19 protein-coding genes and 1 tRNA gene are annotated in these 22084 nt (G+C 61.7%); 12 read left to right on the top strand and 8 right to left on the bottom strand.

Annotated features, from left to right (window positions below; translation table 11 throughout):
- Positions 1-236: 236 nt before the first annotated feature.
- The 6 genes from V4T21_RS06065 (at position 237) to hflX (ending at position 8616) form a co-directional block, all read left to right on the top strand.
- Positions 237-2615 carry a sensor histidine kinase NtrY-like gene (locus tag V4T21_RS06065; RefSeq protein WP_332714466.1) on the top strand — a complete coding sequence of 793 codons (2379 nt, stop codon included), beginning with the start codon at positions 237-239 and terminating at the stop codon, positions 2613-2615.
- Positions 2616-3992, top strand: coding sequence for a nitrogen assimilation response regulator NtrX (ntrX, locus tag V4T21_RS06060; RefSeq protein WP_332714464.1), 1377 nt, complete (start codon positions 2616-2618; stop codon positions 3990-3992). It abuts the gene before it with no gap.
- A complete protein-coding gene (gene trkA, locus V4T21_RS06055; RefSeq protein ID WP_332714462.1) occupies positions 3993-5369 on the top strand; it encodes a Trk system potassium transporter TrkA in 1377 nt (458 codons plus the stop codon). It abuts the gene before it with no gap.
- A 16-nt stretch (positions 5370-5385) separates the two neighbouring features.
- Entirely contained in the window at positions 5386-6819 is a 1434-nt protein-coding gene (locus tag V4T21_RS06050; protein ID WP_332714460.1) for a potassium transporter TrkG, read from the top strand.
- Positions 6820-7033: 214 nt separating this feature from the next.
- Entirely contained in the window at positions 7034-7279 is a 246-nt protein-coding gene (gene hfq, locus V4T21_RS06045) for an RNA chaperone Hfq (protein WP_309207187.1), read from the top strand.
- A complete protein-coding gene (gene hflX / locus V4T21_RS06040) occupies positions 7276-8616 on the top strand; it encodes a GTPase HflX (RefSeq protein ID WP_332714452.1) in 1341 nt (446 codons plus the stop codon). The genes hfq and hflX overlap by 4 nt, the downstream gene beginning before the upstream one ends.
- Here hflX and V4T21_RS06035 read toward each other — a convergent pair.
- From V4T21_RS06035 to recG, 3 genes are all read right to left on the bottom strand, one after another.
- Positions 8594-9238 carry a histidine phosphatase family protein gene (locus V4T21_RS06035; RefSeq protein ID WP_332714450.1) on the bottom strand — a complete coding sequence of 215 codons (645 nt, stop codon included), beginning with the start codon at positions 9236-9238 and terminating at the stop codon, positions 8594-8596. The genes hflX and V4T21_RS06035 overlap by 23 nt on opposite strands.
- Positions 9235-10053 carry a nucleoside triphosphate pyrophosphohydrolase gene (gene mazG / locus V4T21_RS06030; protein WP_332714448.1) on the bottom strand — a complete coding sequence of 273 codons (819 nt, stop codon included), beginning with the start codon at positions 10051-10053 and terminating at the stop codon, positions 9235-9237. The genes V4T21_RS06035 and mazG overlap by 4 nt, the downstream gene beginning before the upstream one ends.
- A 291-nt stretch (positions 10054-10344) precedes the next feature.
- Positions 10345-12450: an ATP-dependent DNA helicase RecG gene (gene recG / locus V4T21_RS06025; protein WP_332714446.1), complete on the bottom strand. Its 2106-nt coding sequence runs from the start codon at positions 12448-12450 to the stop codon at positions 10345-10347.
- Positions 12451-12573: 123 nt separating this feature from the next.
- On the opposite strand from recG, the gene V4T21_RS06020 reads away from it, so the two are divergent.
- From V4T21_RS06020 to V4T21_RS06010, 3 genes are all read left to right on the top strand, one after another.
- Positions 12574-12855: a succinate dehydrogenase assembly factor 2 gene (locus V4T21_RS06020; protein WP_332714444.1), complete on the top strand. Its 282-nt coding sequence runs from the start codon at positions 12574-12576 to the stop codon at positions 12853-12855.
- Positions 12852-16328, top strand: a complete 3477-nt coding sequence (mfd, locus tag V4T21_RS06015; protein ID WP_332714442.1) for a transcription-repair coupling factor — start codon at positions 12852-12854, stop codon at positions 16326-16328. The genes V4T21_RS06020 and mfd overlap by 4 nt, the downstream gene beginning before the upstream one ends.
- 76 nt (positions 16329-16404) lie before the next feature.
- On the top strand, positions 16405-17181 hold the full coding sequence (locus V4T21_RS06010; RefSeq protein WP_332714440.1) for an invasion associated locus B family protein: 777 nt from the start codon (positions 16405-16407) through the stop codon (positions 17179-17181).
- A gap of 48 nt (positions 17182-17229) precedes the next feature.
- Here the strand turns inward: V4T21_RS06010 and V4T21_RS06005 are convergent, their stop codons facing one another.
- The gene (locus V4T21_RS06005; RefSeq protein ID WP_332714438.1) at positions 17230-18384 is read right to left on the bottom strand and encodes an FAD-dependent monooxygenase; all 1155 of its coding nucleotides are present in this window, start codon (positions 18382-18384) and stop codon (positions 17230-17232) included.
- Positions 18385-18562: 178 nt separating this feature from the next.
- On the opposite strand from V4T21_RS06005, the gene V4T21_RS06000 reads away from it, so the two are divergent.
- The 3 genes from V4T21_RS06000 to V4T21_RS05990 all read left to right on the top strand — a co-directional run bounded on the left by V4T21_RS06000 (position 18563) and on the right by V4T21_RS05990 (position 20784).
- Entirely contained in the window at positions 18563-19639 is a 1077-nt protein-coding gene (locus V4T21_RS06000) for a TerC family protein (protein WP_332714436.1), read from the top strand.
- A 9-nt stretch (positions 19640-19648) separates the two neighbouring features.
- Positions 19649-20617 (top strand): quinone oxidoreductase family protein, encoded by a 969-nt coding sequence (locus V4T21_RS05995; RefSeq protein WP_332714434.1) that lies wholly within the window; start codon positions 19649-19651, stop codon positions 20615-20617.
- Positions 20618-20694: 77 nt separating this feature from the next.
- Positions 20695-20784 (top strand) — tRNA-Ser (locus V4T21_RS05990).
- Positions 20785-20837: 53 nt separating this feature from the next.
- On the opposite strand, the gene V4T21_RS05985 is transcribed toward V4T21_RS05990, so the two are convergent.
- The 4 genes from V4T21_RS05985 to V4T21_RS05970 form a co-directional block, all read right to left on the bottom strand.
- Entirely contained in the window at positions 20838-21140 is a 303-nt protein-coding gene (locus V4T21_RS05985) for a PRC-barrel domain-containing protein (RefSeq protein ID WP_332714432.1), read from the bottom strand.
- Between the two features lie 61 nt (positions 21141-21201).
- Positions 21202-21453 carry a hypothetical protein gene (locus V4T21_RS05980; protein WP_332714430.1) on the bottom strand — a complete coding sequence of 84 codons (252 nt, stop codon included), beginning with the start codon at positions 21451-21453 and terminating at the stop codon, positions 21202-21204.
- A 90-nt stretch (positions 21454-21543) separates the two neighbouring features.
- The gene (locus V4T21_RS05975) at positions 21544-21771 is read right to left on the bottom strand and encodes a hypothetical protein (protein WP_332714428.1); all 228 of its coding nucleotides are present in this window, start codon (positions 21769-21771) and stop codon (positions 21544-21546) included.
- Positions 21772-21846: 75 nt separating this feature from the next.
- Entirely contained in the window at positions 21847-22050 is a 204-nt protein-coding gene (locus V4T21_RS05970; protein WP_332714426.1) for a hypothetical protein, read from the bottom strand.
- Positions 22051-22084: the final 34 nt, after the last annotated feature.

The raw sequence follows: 22084 nt of genomic DNA, 5'->3' as shown, positions 1-22084 counted from the left end.
CTCGAAAGGCTCCACAGGAGCCTTTTGCTTGGCAAAACCGGGTCGCGTTGAACACTGTCACATTTTGGCAACATTGGTCTTGAACCAAAGGCGGAGATGGGCCAGACTCCGCAATGCACGGATTCAACGGCCACCAGTGCCAGCGCAGGCGGAAAGCATGCATCCAATGCGAACCATGAAGCGTAACCGCACGATCGTACGCTTTTTTCCGCCGCAAGGCAGGAGAGGCGGTGCGCATGGCGGCTAGGACGAGTTCGGGGAAGGTGGAAACCGGCTCTTCGTCCCGCATTGCGTCAAACTTCGATTCAACCGCAGGCGACCGGCACATTTCGCGACCCAAAACCAGCACCGCACCGCTCTTTCACGACAACCGCCTCCTCCGGACGGTCGGTTTCGTCGTCGTGCTTCTTGCTGTGGTCGTCGCCTCCGGCTCCTTCCTGATCATGAGCGGGGCGACCGACATCGAGCCCGGTCCCGATGTGTGGACCTGGATCTGGATCGCCAACGCCGTCCTGGTCACCCTCGTCGTCGCCCTTGTCCTCACAGAGCTTGTGATGCTCGTCCAGTCGCGCATCCGCAAGCAGGAGGGCGCGCGGCTACAGGTGCGTATCGTCGCCATGTTCGCGATTATCGCCGCCGGTCCGGCCTTCATCGTGGCAGTGGTTGCCATGCTCTCGCTCAATCAGGGCCTGGATCAGTGGTTTTCCGAGCGCATGCGATCCATGGTGGAAAGCTCGCGCCTTGTTGCCCGCTCCTACATGCTCGAACACGCCCAGGTACTGCGAGACGACACCATCTGGGTCGCCAGCGAACTCGAGGCCGCCCGCGATACCTATGCGAGCGATCAGCCGCGCTTCCAGCGCATCCTCACGGCCCTGGCCACCACGCGTTCGCTGCCGTTCACCAGCCTCGTCAACCGGTCGGGCGAAACCGTCATGCGCGCCCAGATCAACGTACAGGGCGCGGTTCCGCGTGTTCCCGATGTGGTGCTCGAAGCGGCGGGCTTCGGCACGCCGACGCTGATTGCGCCGGGTTCCGGCAATTCGCTGGTGGGCAACGTCGTGCGGCTGCGCGGCTATGACGATCTCTTTCTTTTCGTCGCCCGACCGGTCGATCCCGAAGTGCTCGAATATGTGCGCCTGACCGACGAGAACATCTCCGAATATCGGCTCTACGATTCCAACCGGCTGGTGTTCCAGATCACCTATGCGCTCATGTATCTGGGCGTCGCTTTCGTCTTCCTGCTCGCCGCGCTCTGGATCGGTATCGCGCTCGCCAACGGCCTGATCGATCCCATCCGCAATCTCATGATCGCGTCCAACCGCGTTTCGAGAGGCGATCTCGACGTGCAGCTCCCGGTGCCCGATCGCGGGGGCGATCTCCACGATCTGGCCGTGCGCTTCAACAAGATGACGGCGCAATTGCGCAATCAGCGCGCTGCGCTGGTCGCCGCCAGCCGCACCAACGACCAGCGCCGCCAGTTCACCGAAGCCGTCGTGGAGGGGGTCTCGGCGGGCATCATCGGGCTCGATGCCTTCGGTCGCATCACGCTGGTCAATTCCCGCGCCTGCTCCGCGCTCGGCCAGAGCGAGCTCGACCTGATGAACCAGGAACTGGCCACTGTGGCGCCCGAACTGGCGTCCACTGTCGAGCGCGCTCAATCGGCTCGCCGGGGCAGGGTGCAGGATCAGGTTCAGCTATCCTCGGGCTTCGACCGGCGCACCTATCAGGTGCGTTTGACGCGCGAGGGCACCATCACCGAATCCAAGGGGTATGTGGTCACGCTCGATGACATCACCGAACTGGTCGCCGCCCAACGCAACAGCGCATGGGCTGATGTCGCCCGTCGCATCGCCCATGAGATCAAGAATCCGCTGACCCCCATCCAGCTTTCCGCCGAGCGCCTGCGCCGCCGTTATGCCAACAAGCTCGTCGACGATTTCGACGTCTTCGACAAATGCATTTCCACCATCGTGCGTCAGGTGGGCGATATCGGCCGCATGGTCGATGAATTCTCGTCCTTCGCCCGCATGCCCACGGCGGCCATCACCCGTGCCGATCTTTCTGATACGGTGCGTCAGGCCGTGTTCCTCGAAAGCGTGCGCCAGCCCGAGATCAACATCCGAGCGGAACTATCGGACGAAACCGTTTATGCCTTCTTCGATACGCGGCTTGTCTCCCAGGCGCTCACCAATCTTATCAAGAACGCCGTGGAAGCCATTGAATCGGTTGGCATCGATACCATCGCAGATCCCGAAGTCATCGTGTCGATCGCCCTCGAAGGCGAGGAAGCCGTGGTTTCGGTCAGCGACAACGGCAAGGGTTGGCCCGAGGAAAACCGGCATCAATTGCTTGAACCCTACATGACCACCCGCGACAAAGGCACCGGCCTTGGCCTTGCGATTGTCGCAAAAATCATCGAACAGCACGGTGGCCGCATCGACCTGCGAGACGCTCAACCCGATCCCAACGGGCGGGTGGGGGCGTGCTTTGCGTTCACATTGCCGTTGCACGAAAGTGGAAAACAGCCCGCCGAGCCGACTGAACAGGCTCTTGCCGACCAAAAAACGACCCAAGAGGAGACATCGCGCGTTTCTGCGATGGCGATAAAATAGATGGCTCGTGACATACTGATTGTCGATGACGAAGAAGATATCCGTGAACTGATCGCCGGCATTCTTGAAGACGAAGGCTATGAACCCCGTCAGGCATCCGATGCCGACAGTGCTCTCGAGGCGATAGCCCGGCGAAGGCCCAATCTGGTCTTCCTCGATATCTGGATGCAGGGTTCGCGGCTTGACGGCCTGCAACTGCTCGACGTGCTGCAGGCCGATCATCCCGACCTCCCGGTCGTCATGATCTCGGGTCATGGCAATGTCGAAACCGCCGTGTCTGCCATTCGCCGCGGTGCTTACGACTACATCGAAAAGCCCTTCAAGATCGACCGCCTGCTGCTCATCACCCAGCGCGCCATTGAGGCGAGCAAACTCAAGACCGAGGTTGCCGATCTCAAGGAGCGCACCGGCGACGAATCCGAGCTGGTCGGCATCTCCGGCGCCATCTCCCAGGTGCGCTCGTTGATCGAAAAGTCGGCGGGTACGCGCTCGCGGGTCTTCATCTCGGGCGGGGCAGGGACCGGTAAGGGACTCTGCGCGCGCTTGCTGCATTTCAAGAGCCCGCGCGCCACTGGCCCCTTCATCGAAATCAACGCCTCGCTTTATGCCCCCGACGAAATTCCGGTCGTCCTCTTCGGCCGGGAAGTGCGCGACAAGAACGGGCTGCGCACCGAAGTCGGAGCGCTCGAACGTGCGCATGGCGGCACGCTTTATCTCTCCGAGGTCGCCGCCCTGCCGCTCGACTCCCAGACAGCATTGCTGCGGGCGCTGGTCGAAAACAAATTCACCCGCGTCGATGGCCACGGCCCCGTGCCGGTCGACGTGCGCATCGTATCGTCGAGTTCACAAAACGTCGCCTCGCTGATCGAAGAGGGCAAGTTCCGCTCGGATCTGTTCCATCGCCTTTCGGTGGTGCCCCTGCAACTCACGTCCCTGCGCGAACGGCGCGAGGACATTCCGGCCCTCGTCACCCTGTTCGTCGCCCAACTCTCGCGCATGCACAACCTTCCGCGCTTCCTCTTCGGCGACGATGCCATCGCCGTATTGCAGGGCCAGGATTGGCCGGGTAATGCGCGCCAGCTCCGCAACGCCATCGAGCGCCTGCTGATTCTCGTCCGCGACCAGCAGCCCCTTGATGGCATCATCACAGCCGCAATGCTGCCGTCCGATATTTCCGAGGTACTGCCCACCATCGGCGACACCGACTCCTCTGCCCATCTGATGAGCCTGCCTCTGCGTGAAGCGCGCGAAGTGTTCGAGCGGCAATATCTTATCGCCCAGATCGAACGATTCGGCGGCAACATCTCAAAGACTGCCGAATTCGTGGGCATGGAACGCAGCGCGCTACACCGCAAGATCAAGTCGTTGGGGCTCTAAATGCGCGTCATCATCTGCGGGGCGGGGCAGGTCGGGTATGGCATTGCCGAGCGGCTTTCAGCCGAGGGCAATGAGGTCACCGTCATCGACAACAATCCCGCCTTGGTCCAGCGGGTGCGCGACACGCTCGACGCGCGCGGCCTGCACGGGCACGGCTCGCATCCCGACGTCCTCGCCCAGGCCGGCGCCAACGATGCAGATATGCTTATCGCCGTTACCCAGGTGGACGAGGTCAACATGACCGCGTGCCAGGTCGCCCACGCCATCTTCGAGGTTCCCACCCGCATCGCCCGCATCCGCTCGCAAAGCTATCTCGACCCCGAGTGGAGCAACATGTTCTCGCGCGAACATCTGCCCATCGATGTCATCATCTCCCCCGAAGTCGAAGTGGGCGACCTGATCCTCCAGCGCATGGCCTATCCCGGCGCCAACGAGATCATCACCTTCGAGGACGGGCAGGTCATGGTGATCGAGGTCGACGTCACCGAGGACTGTTCGGTGATCGATACGCCCCTGCGGCACCTGACCGATCTCTTCCCCAACCTCAACGCCACGGTCATGGCTGTGCGTCGCGAGGGCGAGATGCGGGTCCTCCACTCCCACGAGCAGATGATCACCGGCGATCAGGCCATCGTCGCCGTCTCCCGCGACCAGATTCAGCGCGTCCTCGGCCTGTTCGGCCGCGACGAAGCGCCTCCAAGCCGCGTAGTGATCGCCGGCGCCGGCAATATCGGCCGCTACGTCGCCCGCCGCATCGAGGAGACCGACCCTTCGATCTCCGTTCGCATCATCGAAAGCAACCGCAGCAACGCCCAGCGCGCCGCCGAGACCATGAAGCACTCGATCGTGGTGTTTGGCGACGCTATGTCCGCCGATATCATGCGCGAGGTCGACGTCCGCGACGCCCATATGTTCCTGGGGCTGACCAATGACGACAAGACCAACATCCTCTCCTCGGTCATCGCCAGCGAAATGGGGTGCGACGCCAACATCGCCCTGGTCAATCAGGACCAATACCCGGGCATCTCCCGCCGCCTGGATGTCGATTCCTTTATCAGCCCGCGCGCCATCACCGTTTCGAAGGTTCTCCGCCACGTCCGCCGCGGCCGTATCCGGGGCGTCTATACGCTCGCCAATGGCGCCGCCGAAATCATCGAGGCCGAAGCCCTCGAAACATCGACACTGGTGGGCAAGCCCCTGCGCGAGTTCGATCTTCCGGCCGGCATCCGCATCGGCGCCGTCGTGCGCGGCAGTCAGGCGATCCTGCCGACCGGCGACACGATCATCCGCGCCGGCGATTTCGTCATCGTCTTCGCTCTCGCCGCCAGCGTGCGCCAGGTCGAGCAGATGTTCCGGGTCAGCATAGATTTCTTTTGATCAGGGAGCTGCTGCCGTGCCGACAATTGGGGTCCTGTCCGCCGGCGTCTTCGGCCTCTTCGCGCTCTCGATGCTGTTTCCGCTCTTCGTCGCGCTCGTCGAATCCAACTGGCGCGCCCTCGAGGCGTTTTTCCTCGTCATCGTCTGCTACGGTTTCCTCTCGGCTGTCACCATCCTGGCGCTCAGCCCGAGAACGCGCACGCTCAACAGGGCAGGGGTCTTCACCGCCGCCATCGTCATCTGGCTGAGCCTCGTCATCGCCGCGATGCCCGCCTTCATGCTGGTCGAGGGCCATTCACTGGTCCGGGCCATCTTCGAAGCCAGCTCTGCCATAACCACGCTGGGCACCACGTTGCGCCCGCTCGCCGACATCTCCCCCTCGATGGCCTTTTACCGGGGCACGGTAGGCTGGGTCGGTGGCTTTGCGACCCTCGCACTCGCCGCCTATGTCCTCGGCCCCTATCAGGTCGGCGGCATGCCCAACGCCAATCTGCGCCACATCCAGCACGCCCGTACCGAAAACGACCCGCGCATCCTCAGAACCCTCCGCTCCATCGCACTGCCATACCTCGCGCTGACCATCGCCTGCGCGGTCCTGCTCATCACCGTCCGCGTCCCAGCCGATACCGCGATCGTTACCGCCATGAGCATGCTGGCCACCAACGGCTTCATCCCCGCCGAACCGGGCACCACCGTCCTCGGCAATCGCCCCGCCGAGCTGATCATGATGTTCTTCATGATCGTCGGCGCCACTTCCATCGTATGGCACCGCCTCCTCGTTTCACGCACCGGCAAGGGCTCGCGCGAGGAGGCCGAGGCCCGGATTTATCTCTCCGCGATGGCCCTTCTCGTCGCCCTTGCCGTGCTCGCGTCGGTCCTCGCGCCGCCCCTGGGCCGCACCGGCCTCGAAAGCGCGTTCAACTACGTCTTCGACATCGTTTCGATCGCAACCACCACCGGCATCACGCACGATGAGCGCCTGGGCGTTTCGATTCCCTTTGAAGTGATCCTCATCATCGTCTTCGTCGGCGGCTGTTCCTATTCCACCGCCGGAGGCATCAAGGCCTTCCGCCTTGCCACCATGCTCAAGCACGTGGGCAACGAGCTCGACCGCCTCGTCTATCCCAGCGCCATTCTGCGCGACGACGTGCAATATGATTCAGAACAGCGCATCATCGCCAAATCGGTCTGGAGCACGTTCTTCCTCGCGGTCCTGACCGTCACCATCGGCATGCTGTTTTTTGCGGCGCAGGGGCATGGGCTCCCCGCCGCGATGGCGCTTTCGGCTGGCGCCTTTTCCCAGGTCGGCAACCTCCTGGCGTCAGCGACACCGGGGCTGACAGAAGGCATCGCCTCGGACGAAACACTGCTGACCATCTCCGCCCTCGCGGTCGTCGCACGCATCGAAATCCTCGTCCTCCTGGCCGCGATTACTGGCAACCGCTGGTAGCAAGCCTTTCTAACCCTTTGTTTCAACGCCGTTTCCGCACATCCCGATTTTGTCGAAACGCTCTAGGCTAGGCCGGGGAGATGTGTAATAGTCGGGCCGTTGACAAGCGAATGCGTCGACGGGCAGGGCGGCACCAAAACTGGTTGTCAATCCAAGGACGTGGTCGGGCGTCCGACCTGACGCGTAATGCTCGACGCTTAACAAGAGGCCAACAATGCCCAGTGAAAAGGTTCAGAACCTTCAGGATTCCTTTCTCAATCACGTCCGCAAGAACAAGGTCCCGGTGACGATCTTCCTCGTCAACGGTGTCAAGCTTCAGGGCGTCATCACCTGGTTCGATAATTTCTGTCTGCTGCTGCGCCGCGATGCCCAGAGCCAGTTGGTTTACAAGCACGCCATTTCCACGATCATGCCGGGCGCCCCGATCCAGTTGTTCGATCCAGAGAACCAGACAGATTGATTGACGATAACGACGAGGACGGCAAAGGCTTCGTGGACCTCCGCGAAGTCCCGACGCGCACGGGTCTGATTACACCCGACGTCAGATTGGCTCGTTATGCGCGCTCAGCCGAAGCACGGCACGCCGAGTTCATTGGCCTTGCCGCCGCGATCGCGCTCGATCTGGTCTTCACCGAAATTCTGAGGGTCCGCGAGATCAAGCCCGCCACCTATCTGGGCGGCGGACAGGTCCAGCAGCTCGCCGAAATCGTTAAGGCGGAAAAGATCGAACTGCTGGTCGTCGACGCAGCCCTTTCGCCCATTCAGCAGCGCAATCTCGAGCGCGACATCGGGGTGAAGGTGCTCGATCGCACGGCCCTGATCCTCGAAATCTTCGGTGAACGCGCCGCCACGCGTGAAGGCGTGCTGCAGGTCGAGCTCGCCCATCTCAATTACCAGAAGGGCCGCCTCGTCCGCTCCTGGACCCACCTCGAACGCCAACGCGGCGGCGGCGGTTTTCTCGGCGGCCCCGGCGAAACCCAGATCGAATCCGACAGGCGCCAGATTCAGAACCGCATCCTGGTTCTCGAACAGCGGCTCGAAAAAGTCCGCCGCACCCGCCAGCTCCAGCGCGGCCCCCGCGCGGCGGTGCCATATCCGGTCGTGGCGCTGGTCGGTTACACCAACGCCGGCAAATCGAGCCTTTTCAACGCCATTACGGGCTCGGGTGTCATGGCCGAGGACCTGCTGTTCGCAACGCTCGACACCACAGTGCGCCGCGCGACGCTGCCCCATGGCCGCGACATCATTCTGTCAGACACCGTCGGCTTCATCTCCGACCTGCCCACCGACCTCATCGCCGCCTTCCGTGGCACGCTCGAGGAGGTGACCCAGGCCCAAATCGTCCTGCATGTCCGCGACGTTTCCAATCCCGATCACCCGGCTCAGGCCGCCGACGTGCTCTCGGTCCTGGCCGATCTCGGCGTCACCGGCGAAACGACGCCCATTATCGAAGTCTGGAACAAGATCGACAATCTACCTGAACATGCGGACCTTTCCGGCATCACCGCCGCCGGCAAGGTCGCCGCCACGGTGCCGGTTTCGGCTGTAACAGGGCAGGGGCTCGACGATCTTCTCCTGGCCGTCGAACATGCCCTTGCCCAGGACGCCCGCCTGTTCAGCGTCCTCGTCCCCCACGAGGCGGGTTCTGAGCCGGGTTGGCTCTACGCCAACACCGAAGTCATCTCCCGTGACCCCGCCGACGACGGCACCCGCTACACCGTCCGGGTACTCCCTCGCCACCGTGCCGAGTTCCTCGAAAAATTCGCGGGAAGAATTACTGGGCTGGACGGGAACTGAGCGAGTCCAGATGCGATGTACTTGCCAATCGCATAACGGCCCTGTTTCGCCAGAAATCGTCCTGCCGCAAATGTGTAAGGCTGCCGGACTTTGCGGGGAATGCCAAAAAGCCGGAAGCCTCCACGGGCAATTCTAGCCACGCTGCAACGATCATGGTGAGCGTAAAGCCGTGGCTGACAATAATCTGTGTCGCACATTCCCGTGCGATAATGGCCGCTACAGCGGGAAAGACGCGCTCAGCGACTTGCCGTCGTGTCTCGGCACCCTCGATGCCGCAATCGTGGTCCAATCGATTGTGGTCGGGAGCGGGCGTATAGCGCTCGTCCAGCCAGGCTTGAGGCTTACCTTCCGCCACCCCGTAGCTGATTTCCCTGAGTGCTTGCATTTCATGCGGAGGCCTGCCAAGTCGCTCGCCAATGATCCTGGCCGTGCCGGACGCACGCAGCAGATCGGAGCTGAATATTTCGACCTCTGATGGGCCGATCAAATCCGCCAATCGCTCCGCAATCAATAGCGCGTCGCGCTCGCCCTTGGCCGTGAGACCGGTATCGTGCCACCCGCCCACCGTGCCTTCGACGTGATGGAGAGATTGGGCATGCGTTACAACATAGACATCCTTCATTTTTCTGCCTTGTCCGCCGCTCTCACCTCATTCCAATATCCATCCAACCGCTCCAGCCCCGCCTCGCTGATCTCCACCCCATCATCGCGGCACCGCGCTTCCACATGCTCGAACCGACGCACGAATTTCGCGTTCGCATCCCTCAGCGCCGCCTCGGCATCGAGCCCCACATGCCGCGCCAGATTGGCGACGGCGAATAGCAGATCCCCAATCTCTTCGGCCTTGGCCTTCTCATCGGACATCCCCAACGCCTCCTCAACTTCGCCAAGCTCCTCGCGAATCTTGGCCACCACCGATTCCGTATCCGGCCAATCGAACCCCACCCGCGCCGCGCGCTTGGCGAGCTTTCCTGCCCGCGTCAGCGCCGGCAATCCCGCGGGCACGTCATCGAGCAGGGAAGGGGGCTTGTCCCCGCCCCGCCGCTCGGCCTTCTTCGCCCGCTCTTCCGCCTTGATCGTCTCCCAGCGTTTTTCGCTCGACGCAGCGTTCCCCGCCTCGTCCTCCCCGAACACATGCGGATGCCGCCGGATCAGCTTCTCGGTCACCGCATAGATCACGTCCCCAATATCGAACCGCCCTTCCTCGCTGGCCATCTGCGCGTGATAGACCGGCTGCAACAGCAAATCGCCGAGTTCGTCCCGCAGATCCTCATAATCCTCCCGCTCGATCGCATCGGCCACCTCATAGGCTTCCTCGATCGTGTAATGGCGGATCGAACGGAAATCCTGCTCGATATCCCACGGACACCCGCTCTCCTTGTCGCGCAGGCGTGCCATGATCTCGATCAGTCGTGAAATATCGCGGGAGGGTTGCATGGGGAGGGGCCTTTGATGGAGATTCGAACCGCGATCATATCGGGGGAAAATCGCTATCGGAACCGTTCAGCTGCTCCCCGCTCCTTGCAAGCTCAGTGCACCCCTCATCCCCGGCCCTTCTCCCTCAAGGGGAGAAGGGGGCTCTTGCAGCCAGCGCTAGAGTTCTTAACGGAACGCTGCCCCAGCTACTCTTCTCCCCTTGAGGGAGAAGGTGGCCGCGAAGCGGTCGGATGAGGGGTGCGCCAGCTTCCTCAACCCCAACGGTTGATGTTCCTAAACCACCACCAACCATCACCCCGCCTTGATCAACGGAATCGCCAAATCCTTCCTGAACACATACAGCAGCGCCCGCACCGCATCCCCCTCGGGTCCCTTCAGCCCCGGATTGCGCTCCAGCACCGCCCGCGCATCGTCATGCGCCATCTCCAGCAGATGCCGATGCACATCGGGAACCGCGATCCGATATCCCGGCATCCCCGATTGCCGCGTACCCAGCAAGTCCCCCTGGCCGCGCAATTCCAGATCCTTTTCCGCGATTTCGAACCCGTCATCGGTTGTCTGGATCGTTTCCAGCCGCTGCTTGGCCGTCTCGCTCAAAGGTTCGGAATACAGCAGCAGACACGCCGACCTCGCCGAACCACGCCCCACGCGCCCGCGCAGCTGATGGAGTTGCGCCAGCCCGAACCGCTCGGCATGCTCGATGACGATGATCGTCGCATTGGGAACGTCCACACCGACTTCGATCACCGTCGTGGCCACCAGCACCTGCGCTTCGCCTGCCTGGAACCGCGCCATCGCCGCCTGTTTGTCGGCGGCGCTCATCCGTCCGTGGACCAGTTCAACCCTGTCCCCGAACGCGGATTTGAGTTCGGCGAACCGGTCCTCGGCGGCGACGACGTCGAGCACTTCGCTTTCCTCGACCAATGGACACACCCAATAGGCCTGTGCCCCTTCGTCAAGCCGCGCCGCCAGCCGGGCCACCACCCGGTCATATTCGGAAATCGGCAGCGTTGCCGTATCGATCTTCTGCCTTCCGGCGGGCTTTTCGCGTAGCACGGAAACGTCCATGTCCCCGAAATGAGTCAGCACCAGCGTGCGCGGGATCGGCGTTGCCGTCATCACCAGCAGATCGGTCTTGTGCCCTTTTTCCGACAGCGCCAACCGCTGATGCACGCCGAACCTGTGCTGCTCGTCCACCACCGTCAGCGCTAGATTTTGAAATTCCACGCCGCTTTGAAACAGCGCATGGGTTCCCACGGCGATAGTCACCGACCCATCGGCAAGTCCCGCCGCGGCTGCCCGGCGCTCGGCGGCTGCCATCTTCCCTGTCATCAGCACGATGCCCAGCCCTGCCGCTTCCGCCAGTGGCTTGAGGGTCTTGAAGTGCTGGCTGGCCAATATCTCGGTGGGGGCCATCAGCGCCGATTGGCCGCCGGTTTCCGCCACCATCGCCATGGCCATCAGCGCGACCACAGTCTTGCCCGAGCCCACATCACCCTGCAACAGCCGCGACATTCGCGTGGGCCGTTCCAGATCTTCAGCGATATCGGCGACTGCCTGCCGCTGTCCGTCGGTCAGCGCAAAGGGTAGGGCTGTTTCGATCCGTCCGGTGATTTCCCCCGTCATGGTCCGCGCGATGCCCGAGGATTTGGTCATCGTCGCGCGGATAAGGCCCAGCGCCAATTGTCCTGCCAGATATTCGTCATAGGCCAGCCGCATGCGCGCCGGCGAAACGATATCGCCCTCACTCGGCCGCTGCGGTGCATGGATATGCGCTAACGCTTCGGAAAACCCTGGCCAGTTCATGATCGTGCGCCGGTCCTTGCCGATCCATTCGGGAATGATGGGCACCAGGTCGAGCGCCGAAGCGATCACCTTGCGCAGCGCCTTGGACGAAAGCCCCTGGGTCAGCGGATAGACCGGCTCGACCATGGGCAGGCTGGAAAGATTGTCCGGCTCCACTATATAATCGGGGTGGGTCATCTGCTTTTCCCGCCCGAAAAATCCGATCTCCCCTGAAACGTATCTGGCCTCTCCGATCGGTAATTGCTTTTCGACCCATCCGCCCCTGGCTCCGAAAAAAATCAGCGTGATGTCCCCAGTCTCGTCATGCGCGCGTATCCTGAGCGGTGCACGGCTGTTGCGCGGCGGAACGATATGCTCGTCGACATGCAGTTTGAGCGTGGCGATCGAACCGACCGGTGCATAGGCGACCCCATTCTGTGCCCTCCGATCGATCACCCCGGACGGCATATGCATGAGCACGTCGAGGATGATTGCGTCCTGACCCTCGGGCGCGCCGAAGAATTTGGCGAACAGGGCGCCAAGCTGCGGCCCCACTCCCTTCATGGACTTCAGCGATTTGAATAGCGGGTTGAGCAGATCGGGACGTGGCACGACTCGATTCCGGCGTATATGAACGGAAACGGAACACTAATCGCACATTGGTGTTTGCAAAAGGCTGACACGTGTGCGGATCACCGCTATTAACTCCGATCTCAACCCGTATATGCGGCACAAATGACTGATCCCCAAGACCTCACGACACGACGCAAACGCGCGCTCTACCGCGCCAACCATCGTGGCACCCAGGAGATGGATATCCTGATCGGCGGTTACGTCGCCGACCATCTCGATACGCTCGATCCAGCCATGCTCGACCGGCTGGAAGTGCTTATGAATCATGAGGAAACCGACCTTCAGGCATGGCTTCTGGGTCAGCGCGACATCCCTGAAAACGCCGATCGCGACCTGATCGACAAAATTCGAAATCACAAGATTACCCGAACTGAAACCCTATGACCGATCTCTCCGACCGCCCCTCAAGGATTTTAGCCAATCTCCCCGACGGCATGCAGCCGGCGGTGCTGGCGCGTGCGGTCGAGGAGAGATTGAAAGAGGCGCCGCAAGCTCCTGTTTCCATTTGCTTTGTCGCGCGTGACGGTCGCCGGCTACAACGCATGGCCGACGTCCTCGAAGCCATGCTGCCAGGGCACCCCGTCCTCACTTTCCCAGCCTGGGATAGCCTTCCCTACGACCGTGTTTCCCCCAATGCGGTGACGATTTCCGCCCGCATGGCGACCCTTGCCCAGTTGACCGATTCCGGCACGAAAGGCGCCATCGTCCTCACCGCCGTCAATGCTCTGATCCAACGCGTAGTGCCCCGGCAGGTCGTTGAATCCATGACCTTTTCCGCTGCTGCGGGACGGATCATCGACGGCGACAAGCTCATCGCCTGGGCCAACAATAACGGCTATCTGCGCGTTCCCACCGTCCGCGAAGCGGGCGAATATGCGGTGCGGGGCGGCCTCATCGATCTTTATCCTGCAGGCCGCGACGCGCCCCTGCGCTTCGATTTTTTCGGCCAGCAGCTTGAAACCATCAGGACTTTCGATCCCGAAAGCCAGCGCACCACCGGCAATGTTCGCTCGATAACGCTCGTCCCCATGAGTGAAGCGCTTCTGACCGAAGACACCATCCGCCGCTTCCGTCTCAACTACACCAAGACCTTTGGCGGCAACACCGCCGACGATCCACTCTATGGAGCCATTAGCGCCGGCCAACGCTTTGCCGGCATGGAGCACTGGCTGCCGTTTTTCTATGAGGAAATGGGAACACTCGCATCCTATCTCGCTGATGCGCCTGTGTTTTTCGACGCCCAGGTTGCCGAGGCCTATGGTGAACGGCGGGCACAGATTCGCGACTACTACGCCGCTCGAAAGGAAGCCCGGGAGCAGGGCGGTTCGGCGGGCGCGCCCTATAAACCGATAGAGCCTCAGCTCCTTTATCACATCGATCAGTCGCCTTACGAACTCGTCCGCAGCCACGAGATTTCTGAACTTACCCCCTTCATGCCGGCCGACGAAAACCTGCCGGTCATCGATTGCGCTGGCCATCTGGCGCCCAATTTCGCTGCGGAACGGCAGGCAACCGACACCAATCTGTTCGAATCCGTGATCGACCGGATCAAATCCGAGGCGCGGGCCGGGCGGAAGACAATAGTCACCTGCTGGACCGAGGGCACGCGCGACCGCATGGGGCAGGTGCTCAAGGACCACGGCCTCAAGGCGATCAAGAAGCTCGAGAACTGGAACCAGATTTCTGCCCTCAAGGTGGGGCAGCTCGGCCTCGTCGTGGTGCCGCTCGAAACCGGCTATGTTACTGACGACATTGCGGTTCTTTCAGAGCAGGATATCCTCGGCGAGCGCATCATCCGCCAGACGCGCCGCAAGAAGGCATCGGACGCGCTAACCGAAGCCACCAGCCTCTCGGCGGGAGATCTGGTCGTTCACGTCGATCACGGTATCGGGCGGTTCATCGGCCTCAAGGCAATCGAAGTGGCCGGCGCGCCCCATGATTGCGTCGAGATCGAATACGCCAAGGGCGACAAGCTCTATCTGCCGGTCGAAAACATCGAACTGTTGTCCCGATACGGCTCGGAAGGAGCCGAACTCGACAAGCTGGGCGGCGTGGCCTGGCAGGCCAAGAAATCCAAGCTCAAGAAGCGCATCCGCGATATGGCGGAGCAGCTTATCAAGATCGCCGCCGCCCGGCAGACCTCGACGACCGACCCGGTGGAAATCCAGACCGGCTCCTACGACGAATTCTGCGCCCGTTTCCCGTACGAGGAAACCGAAGACCAGTTGGCAACCATCGACGCGGTTTTCGACGACCTGACCTCCGGGCGGATCATGGACCGCCTGGTCTGCGGCGATGTCGGCTTCGGCAAGACCGAAGTGGCCCTTCGCGCGGCGTTCGTCATGGCCATGAGCGGGCGCCAGGTCGCGGTCGTCGTACCCACGACATTGCTCTCGCGCCAGCATTTCAAGACCTTTTCCGAACGGTTTTCCGGCCTGCCGGTACGCGTTCGCCAGGCCTCGCGCCTCGTTCCCGCCGCCGAATTGAAGGCGACCAAGGAAGGGTTGAAGGATGGCAGCGTCGATATCGTCATCGGCACGCACGCGCTGCTTTCCAAATCCATCGCCTTCCGCGATCTTGGGCTGCTGATCGTCGACGAAGAGCAGCATTTCGGCGTGGGGCATAAGGAGCGGCTCAAGGAACTCAAGAGCAATGTCCATGTGCTGACGCTCTCGGCGACACCCATTCCGCGCACGCTGCAACTGGCCCTGACCGGCGTTCGCGACCTCTCTTTGCTCGCGACCCCCCCCGTCGACCGCCTTGCCATTCGGACCTTCGTTTCGCCCTTCGATCCGCTGGTGGTCAGGGAAGCGCTGCTGCGGGAAAAATATCGTGGCGGACAGGCTTTCTACGTCTGCCCACGCATTTCCGATCAGCCCGATATCGCGCAGTTTCTGAGGGACCATGTGCCCGAAGTCAGCTTCGTCGTGGCCAACGGCCAGATGCCGCCCCAGCAACTCGATGACACGATGAACGCCTTCTATGACGGGAAGTTCGACGTTCTCGTCGCGACCACCATCGTGGAATCCGGGCTGGACGTTCCCACCGCCAACACCTTGATCGTGCACCGCGCCGACAAATTCGGCCTGGCCCAGCTTTATCAGATCCGGGGCCGTATCGGGCGCTCCAAGACGCGCGCCTATGCGATTTTCACGGTCCCCGCCGACCGCAAGCTCAACGATCAGGCCCAGCGCCGGCTGCAGGTTCTCCAGTCGCTCGAATCGCTCGGCGCAGGGTTCCAGCTTGCGAGCCATGACCTGGACATCCGAGGCGCGGGCAATCTGCTCGGCGACGAGCAATCCGGTCATATTCGCGAGGTTGGGTTCGAGCTTTACCAATCCATGCTCGAAGAGGCCGTCGCTTCGCTGCGGGCAGGGCAGGCTGCCGAGGAAGAGGAGGCCGGGCAGTGGTCGCCGCAGATATCTCTTGGCATGCCGGTGATGATCCCTGAGGCCTATGTCCCCGATCTCCAGGTGCGTATGCAGCTCTACCGTAGGTTGGGCGACCTGACCGATGCGCGCGAAATCGATGCGCTGGGCGCCGAAATGATCGATAGATTCGGCCCTTTGCCCGAGGAAGTGGAAGCCTTGCTCAAGGTCGTGCTGATCAAATCACTCTGCCGTGCCGCCAATGTCGAAAAGGTCGATGCCGGTCCAAAGGGAGCATTGATCACGTTGCGAAACGGGATTTTCCCCAATCCTGCCGGATTGGTGCGTCATATCGCAGACCCGGCACAGGCGGCAAAGTTGCGTCCGGACCAGAAGATCATGTTCGCGCGCAACTGGCCGACGGCCGAACAGCGCCTCAAGGGCAGCGCGGCGATCCTGTCGCGGCTCGCCTCCCTTGCAGGCGCGTGATGCGCAAAGCATCCGGTGAAGCCTTTGGGTCACAGGAGCAGAGCAACTTCGTTGGCAGAGACGCAGTGTCATGTTATTGCCCGATTTCGCCGCTCTTGAAAGTACCAAACCGTTCGATTTCGGCAGGCTCGACCTGCCCAGAGCAACAGGGATTTCCATGAAAGTTTTAAACGCGATACTTGCCGGCGCTGTCGCCACGGGTCTGGCCCTTTCGATGGCCAGCGCCGTTTATGCACAGGCCGCGGCGGACGCGGGAGTGGTCGACACGGCCGAAACGACAGAAGGTTCGGCAAACAACTGGCTCAAGGTCTGCAGCGAGCTCGATGATGGCGGGCAGGCCTGCATCATGCGCCAGGTCGTAACCAACACCGGCGTTTTCACCGGTTCGTTCCTCCTGCGTGATGACCCGAGCCAGGAAAGCCGCCTGCTGGCTGTCGCCTCCGTGCCGATTGGAGTGCTGCTGCCCTTTGGGCTGACCTGGCAAATCGACAGCGGGAAGCCGGTCCGCGTTCCTTACATGCTGTGCGACCCGCAGGCCTGCTCGGCCCAGCTCGTGGTCAACGAATCCTATATCCAGAGCCTGAAGCGCGGCAGCGAGCTCAAGCTGATCGCCAAGAACCGGCAGAACGAGGATATCACGATCAATATCAACCTCGCCGGTTTCACCGCCACCTATGACAATCCGGATGGCATTTCCATCGAGGAACTGAACCAGTCCACCTCGACCGAAAACGTGCTTGAGCAAGTCCTCCAGGAACGCGCCAATCAGTTGCGTGAAGACATGGAAGCCGGTGGCGAAGAAGCACCCGCGCCCGCTGAAGGCGCTGCCCCTGAGGCAGCACCGGCTCAGTAAGCTGGTTTTCTCGCGGAGTTTGAAAGGCGGACGGACAGTCCGCCTTTTTTATTGCCCCATGCCGAGGGAGATGGCCTGCTTCCGCAGCAGGGGAAAGGCCTTGAGGCTCCAGAGGCCCGCTGTACGCAAGGCTTGCGCCGGCAAATGCCGAGAGAGCAGGGACCCGAACAACCCATCGACGATTGCCCCTGTGCGGGCAAGATCGCCCTTGCGGATGGCCGAATAGCTCCGACTCACAGCATCGGCCCAGCCGAATGAGCCCGGATTGGCCGCCTTCAGGCAGGTATCGAGATCGGCAACATCCCGCAAACCCAGGTTGAGCCCCTGGGCTCCGATTGGCGGAAAGGCGTGGGCCGATTCGCCGACGAGAACGGCTCCGTCGCGCCCCGCCGCATCGACCGAGAGCGAGGAAAGGGGAAAAACAAAGCTCGGTGACACGATTTTGATCGTGCCGAACAGATGACGAGATTGCTCGTTGATCGCGGTTTGCAACGCCACGTCATCGCGCCGCGCCGCTTCGAGCGCGTCGCGACGATCGATCCAGACGAGATTGGCGCGATTTCCGCCGGCAGGAACCAGCGTGAACGGGCCATTGGGGTAGTGAAATTCCACCGATTCCCCGTCCAACTCGCGTTCGACCTCAAGGTTGCAGACAAGTGCCGCCTGGTCGAATTTGCGCTCGCGCGCCGAAATGCCGGCGGCCTTTCGAACGCTGGACCCCTTGCCGTCGGCGCCGACGAGAAGATCGGCAGTGATTTCCCGGCCGTCATCGAGTGTGAGTTGCCAAAGATGATCGACACGCTGCGCTGAAGCGAGCGCTGCGGGCAAAAGCTCCAGGTTTTCGCAATCGGCCCCGGCACGGGCAAAACTTTCGCCCAGTTTCGCGTTGGGAAAATTCCATCCGAATGCCCGATGGCCGAATTCGGAGGAAGCGAACACCGTTTCGGGCGCCCGCAGCAAGCGGTCGGTGCAATCGATGATGCGGATGCGGGTGAGCGGAACGCCGATAGCCTCCGGATCGCCAATCAGGCCCGCATCGATCATGTAGCTGACCGACGGTCCCATGAGCGCCGACGTCCGCCGGTCGATGGGAGCCTCCGGAGCAATATGCAGCGTCGAAAACCCCGATTTGGCCGCAGCAACGGCCGATGCTTTGCCGACAAGGCCGCCACCGATAACGGCGACTTGAGCGTGGGTGGCCATGTTTCACCTCTATGATCAGTCAAGAGATAGGCTTGTGCGGACCGCATCGCAAGCATAGGCACCCTGCTTTGCCGCTTTATTGCCGTTCTTGCCCGCAAGTGTGCGAAAACGTGCGCCGGGGCGGTCGCCGAATATCGCATGCGGGTGATAGCCTGCGTTCCAACCTCGAGGGCAACACATGCTCGATTTCGTTTTCGAACCGGCCTTCTGGGCCAGCCTCGCCCTGCTTATCGGCATGGAAGTGGCGCTGAGCGCCGACAATGTCGTCTTCATTTCGACGGTTGCCGCCAAGCTGCCGGAAGCGCAAAGGCAGCGCATTCTGCAGATCGGCTTGGTCGCCGCCGCCATCTTCCGCCTGATCCTCCTGGCGGGAATCCTTTGGGTGCTGGGGCTGCAGCGCGTTGCATTCACGATAGCCGGATGGTCGCCGAGCTGGCGCGAGCTCATCCTGCTGGGAGGCGGTCTTTTCCTCGTTTACAAGGCGGTGAGCGAACTTCATCTCCTTGTCGAGCATTCCGGCGGCCGGTCGGAAGCAAATGGAATGACGATCTCGGACACTGCGACGATCGCCATTGCCCAAATCGTGCTGATCAACGCGGTGTTTTCGGTCGATTCGATCGTCACGGCGGTCGGCCTGACCAGCTATGTGCAGGCGATGGCCATCGCCGTGGTCGTTTCGATCGCGATCCTGTATTTCGCTGCGACCGAAATCAGCAAGGTCATCGAGAGACATCCATCGATCAAGGCGCTTGCCTTGGGATTCCTGCTCATCGTCGGGGCCGTTCTGGTCGCAGAAGGCCTCGGTTTCGAGATTTTCCAGACATATCTTTACGTCGCCATGGGATTCGGCGTGTTGGTCCTGGCTATCGCCAAGCTTGTGCATCGCGGGGTCTCCGAGGTCGAGCCGATGCCCGCCGTCGTGACCGCCACTGCGGTGCCCGAGAGGGCCGAACCGACGCTCGATCCCATCCCAGCCGAGCATTCCGCACCGGTCGAACCCCATATCGAGCCGGTCATCGTCACCGAAATGCCCGAGCCGGAAACGGAAGAGAATGAGGCCACTGTTCCGGAGGTATTCGAGCCGGAAGTGGTTGTCGAAGACGATATCGCTATCCCGGAACCCGAGGGTGAAGCGGAGCCGGAAGAAGAACAGGTACTTGGCGAAGAGCGTGAGGCCGTGCAAAAGTCTCGCCGAAAACGACCCATGCTGCGGCGCCGGCCCGAAAGGCTGCGCACGGCAAGAAGAAGAGAGTAGGCAGTGCCCATGAAAGCCGTTGTCATCGATCAGTTTGGCGGACCCGAAGTTCTTGATTTCCGCGATGCGGAGCTTGGGGAGCCGGGCGCCGGCGAAATTCGCGTCCGTCACCATGCGATCGGCGTCAACTTCATCGATACCTATCACCGCACGGGGCTCTACCCGAATCCGCTGCCGCTCATTCCCGGCTCGGAAGGCGCTGGCGAGGTTCTGGCGGTAGGGGCAGGGGTTTCGAACTTCAAGCCGGGCGACCGGATCGCCTATCAGGGGACGCTCGGGTCCTATTGCCAGGAGCGGATCATGCCGGCGTCCAAGGCGGTGTCGCTTCCCGATGCAATCGACTACGAAACGGCGGCGGCCATCATGCTCAAAGGGCTGACGGCGTATTATCTGCTGTTTCTGACCTGGCCCGTGCGGGCTGGCGAAACGATCCTCTATCACGCCGCCGCCGGCGGCATGGGGCTGATCGCCTGCCAATGGGCCAAATCCATCGGCGCTCGCGTTATCGGCACGGCAGGCAGCCCCGAGAAGGTTGAACTGGCGCTCGCCAATGGGTGCGATGCGGTCATCAATTATTCCGAAGAGGATTTCGCCAAGCGGGTCCGTGAATTGACCGATGGAAAAGGTGTGGATGTCGTTTATGACGGGGTGGGGCAGGCGACGTTCGAAAAATCTCTCGATTGCCTGCGTCCCATGGGGCTGATGGTCAGCTACGGCAATGCAACGGGGCCGGTTGCCGTACCGGACCTGGGCATTCTGGCCCGGAAGGGCTCGCTCTTCGTAACACGGCCAACCGGCGCGCATTATTTCGCCGAGCGTCCGGCGTTGCTGGCGGGGGCCAAGGCATTGTTCGACGCCGTCGAATCGGGAGCCATCAAACCCCATATCGGGCAGCGTTTTGCGCTGTCGGAGGCCGCTGAGGCTCATCGGGCACTCGAGGGGCGCAAGACTGTCGGGTCGACTATCCTTTTGCCTTGAGCCGCATCCTCTGGACAGGGTGTCACTGAACGGCTAAACGCGAGTGATCGGCCAGATCCTTATGGGTCTGGTCCGTCGGGTGGGTGGCAGAGTGGTTGATTGCACCGGTCTTGAAAACCGGCGGGCGTGAGAGCGTCTCGGGAGTTCGAATCTCCCCCCACCCGCCAATATATGGTAGCGCCAAGATAAAAAGCCCCCACCGATGGTGAGGGCTTTTGCGTCAGTGGTGATGCCGGTGTTCCGGCATATCCTTGAGCGCATCCTTGGTCCAGCTGGTGACGGCGTGGACGTTGCCGTCCTCGTCGCGCATGAGGTCGAGCTGGTTGACGGGGACGGCTACGGGTTTCGAGCCGATGCCCAGGAAACCGCCGACATCGATCACGGCTTCCGCCATAGCGCCGGAGCCGTGCAGATGGGAAACCTTGCCCACCTTGTGGTCGTCGGCACCGTAAACCGTTGCATCCTTTAGGACATTTTCGGTCAGTTCGGCTTCGGTCAGGCGAACGTGGGATGAGTGATCCATGTGACGTCTCCTTGCATGGTTGAGCAAGGATAACCCGCGCGAAGGTGCGGAGTTCCGTGGATCAGAATTCGGAATCGCCTGCGCCGGGTGCGCGCAGATCGTCAACACTGGGTAGTGGGTTGCCGGTATTGAGCGATGTAATGAATACGATGTCGTATTCGGTGGTGCATCCGCTGGGTTTGATGTTCCCCGCCACGCATTCCACCTCGGTTCTCTGATGCACCCTCGTGCCTTCGAAGGCGGTCGGTGAAGCCGATGACGACGCGCAGCCGGCGCAGAGGAGAGCGGTAACGAGAGCGAAGGCGATTCTCATGGGATCGGTCCCACCGTTTCGACGAGTTATCGATCCTATGCCCTGAATGATCTGTTTTTTCCACCCCCCGTTCGGCAAGGGAAGGGCAGGTCAGGACGCGGCGCGCTGGAAGGCCCAATGGGGAACGTCGATCACATTGCTCATCGAGGATTCGGCCGAGCGCCGATAGGCGATTTCCCAGGCGCGTTCGAGGATTTCTTCTATGGTGATGCTCAGTTCGCCAGGAAGAGTTCGCGACCGGGCAAGGCTTTCGAGAACCACATGAGCCTGCCCGCACACGGTCTTTTGCTGCAATTGATCCAATGACATATGTTTCATGGTGACCATCGTGTGCCTGATAAACCAATGGCCAGCAAACAGGCCCAGGGCAAATTGAATCAAAAACGAGAAAACCTAGGGCAGGGCGGGGGGCTCCCGATCGTCCTTTTCCGCGTCGGTCATCCGCTGATAGCGGCGGCGCGTGATGATGAACATCACGATGGCGACGACGAGGGCGCCGCCGAGCATCACGATACCGAACTCGGCCGCCGACAACCCGAGGCCGATAAGCACGAGGACCGCCACGACAAGACTGGCCGCAATGAGAAAAATCCGCATGATGCCTCCACCTCGTTGAAATGATCGTGTCGCG

The sequence above is a fragment of the Pelagibacterium mangrovi genome, from assembly GCF_036662815.1.
In the GTDB taxonomy this organism is placed as follows: domain Bacteria; phylum Pseudomonadota; class Alphaproteobacteria; order Rhizobiales; family Devosiaceae; genus Pelagibacterium; species Pelagibacterium mangrovi.
Note: the sequence above shows the minus strand (reverse complement) of the source record. Positions and strands in the feature narration are given on the sequence as shown.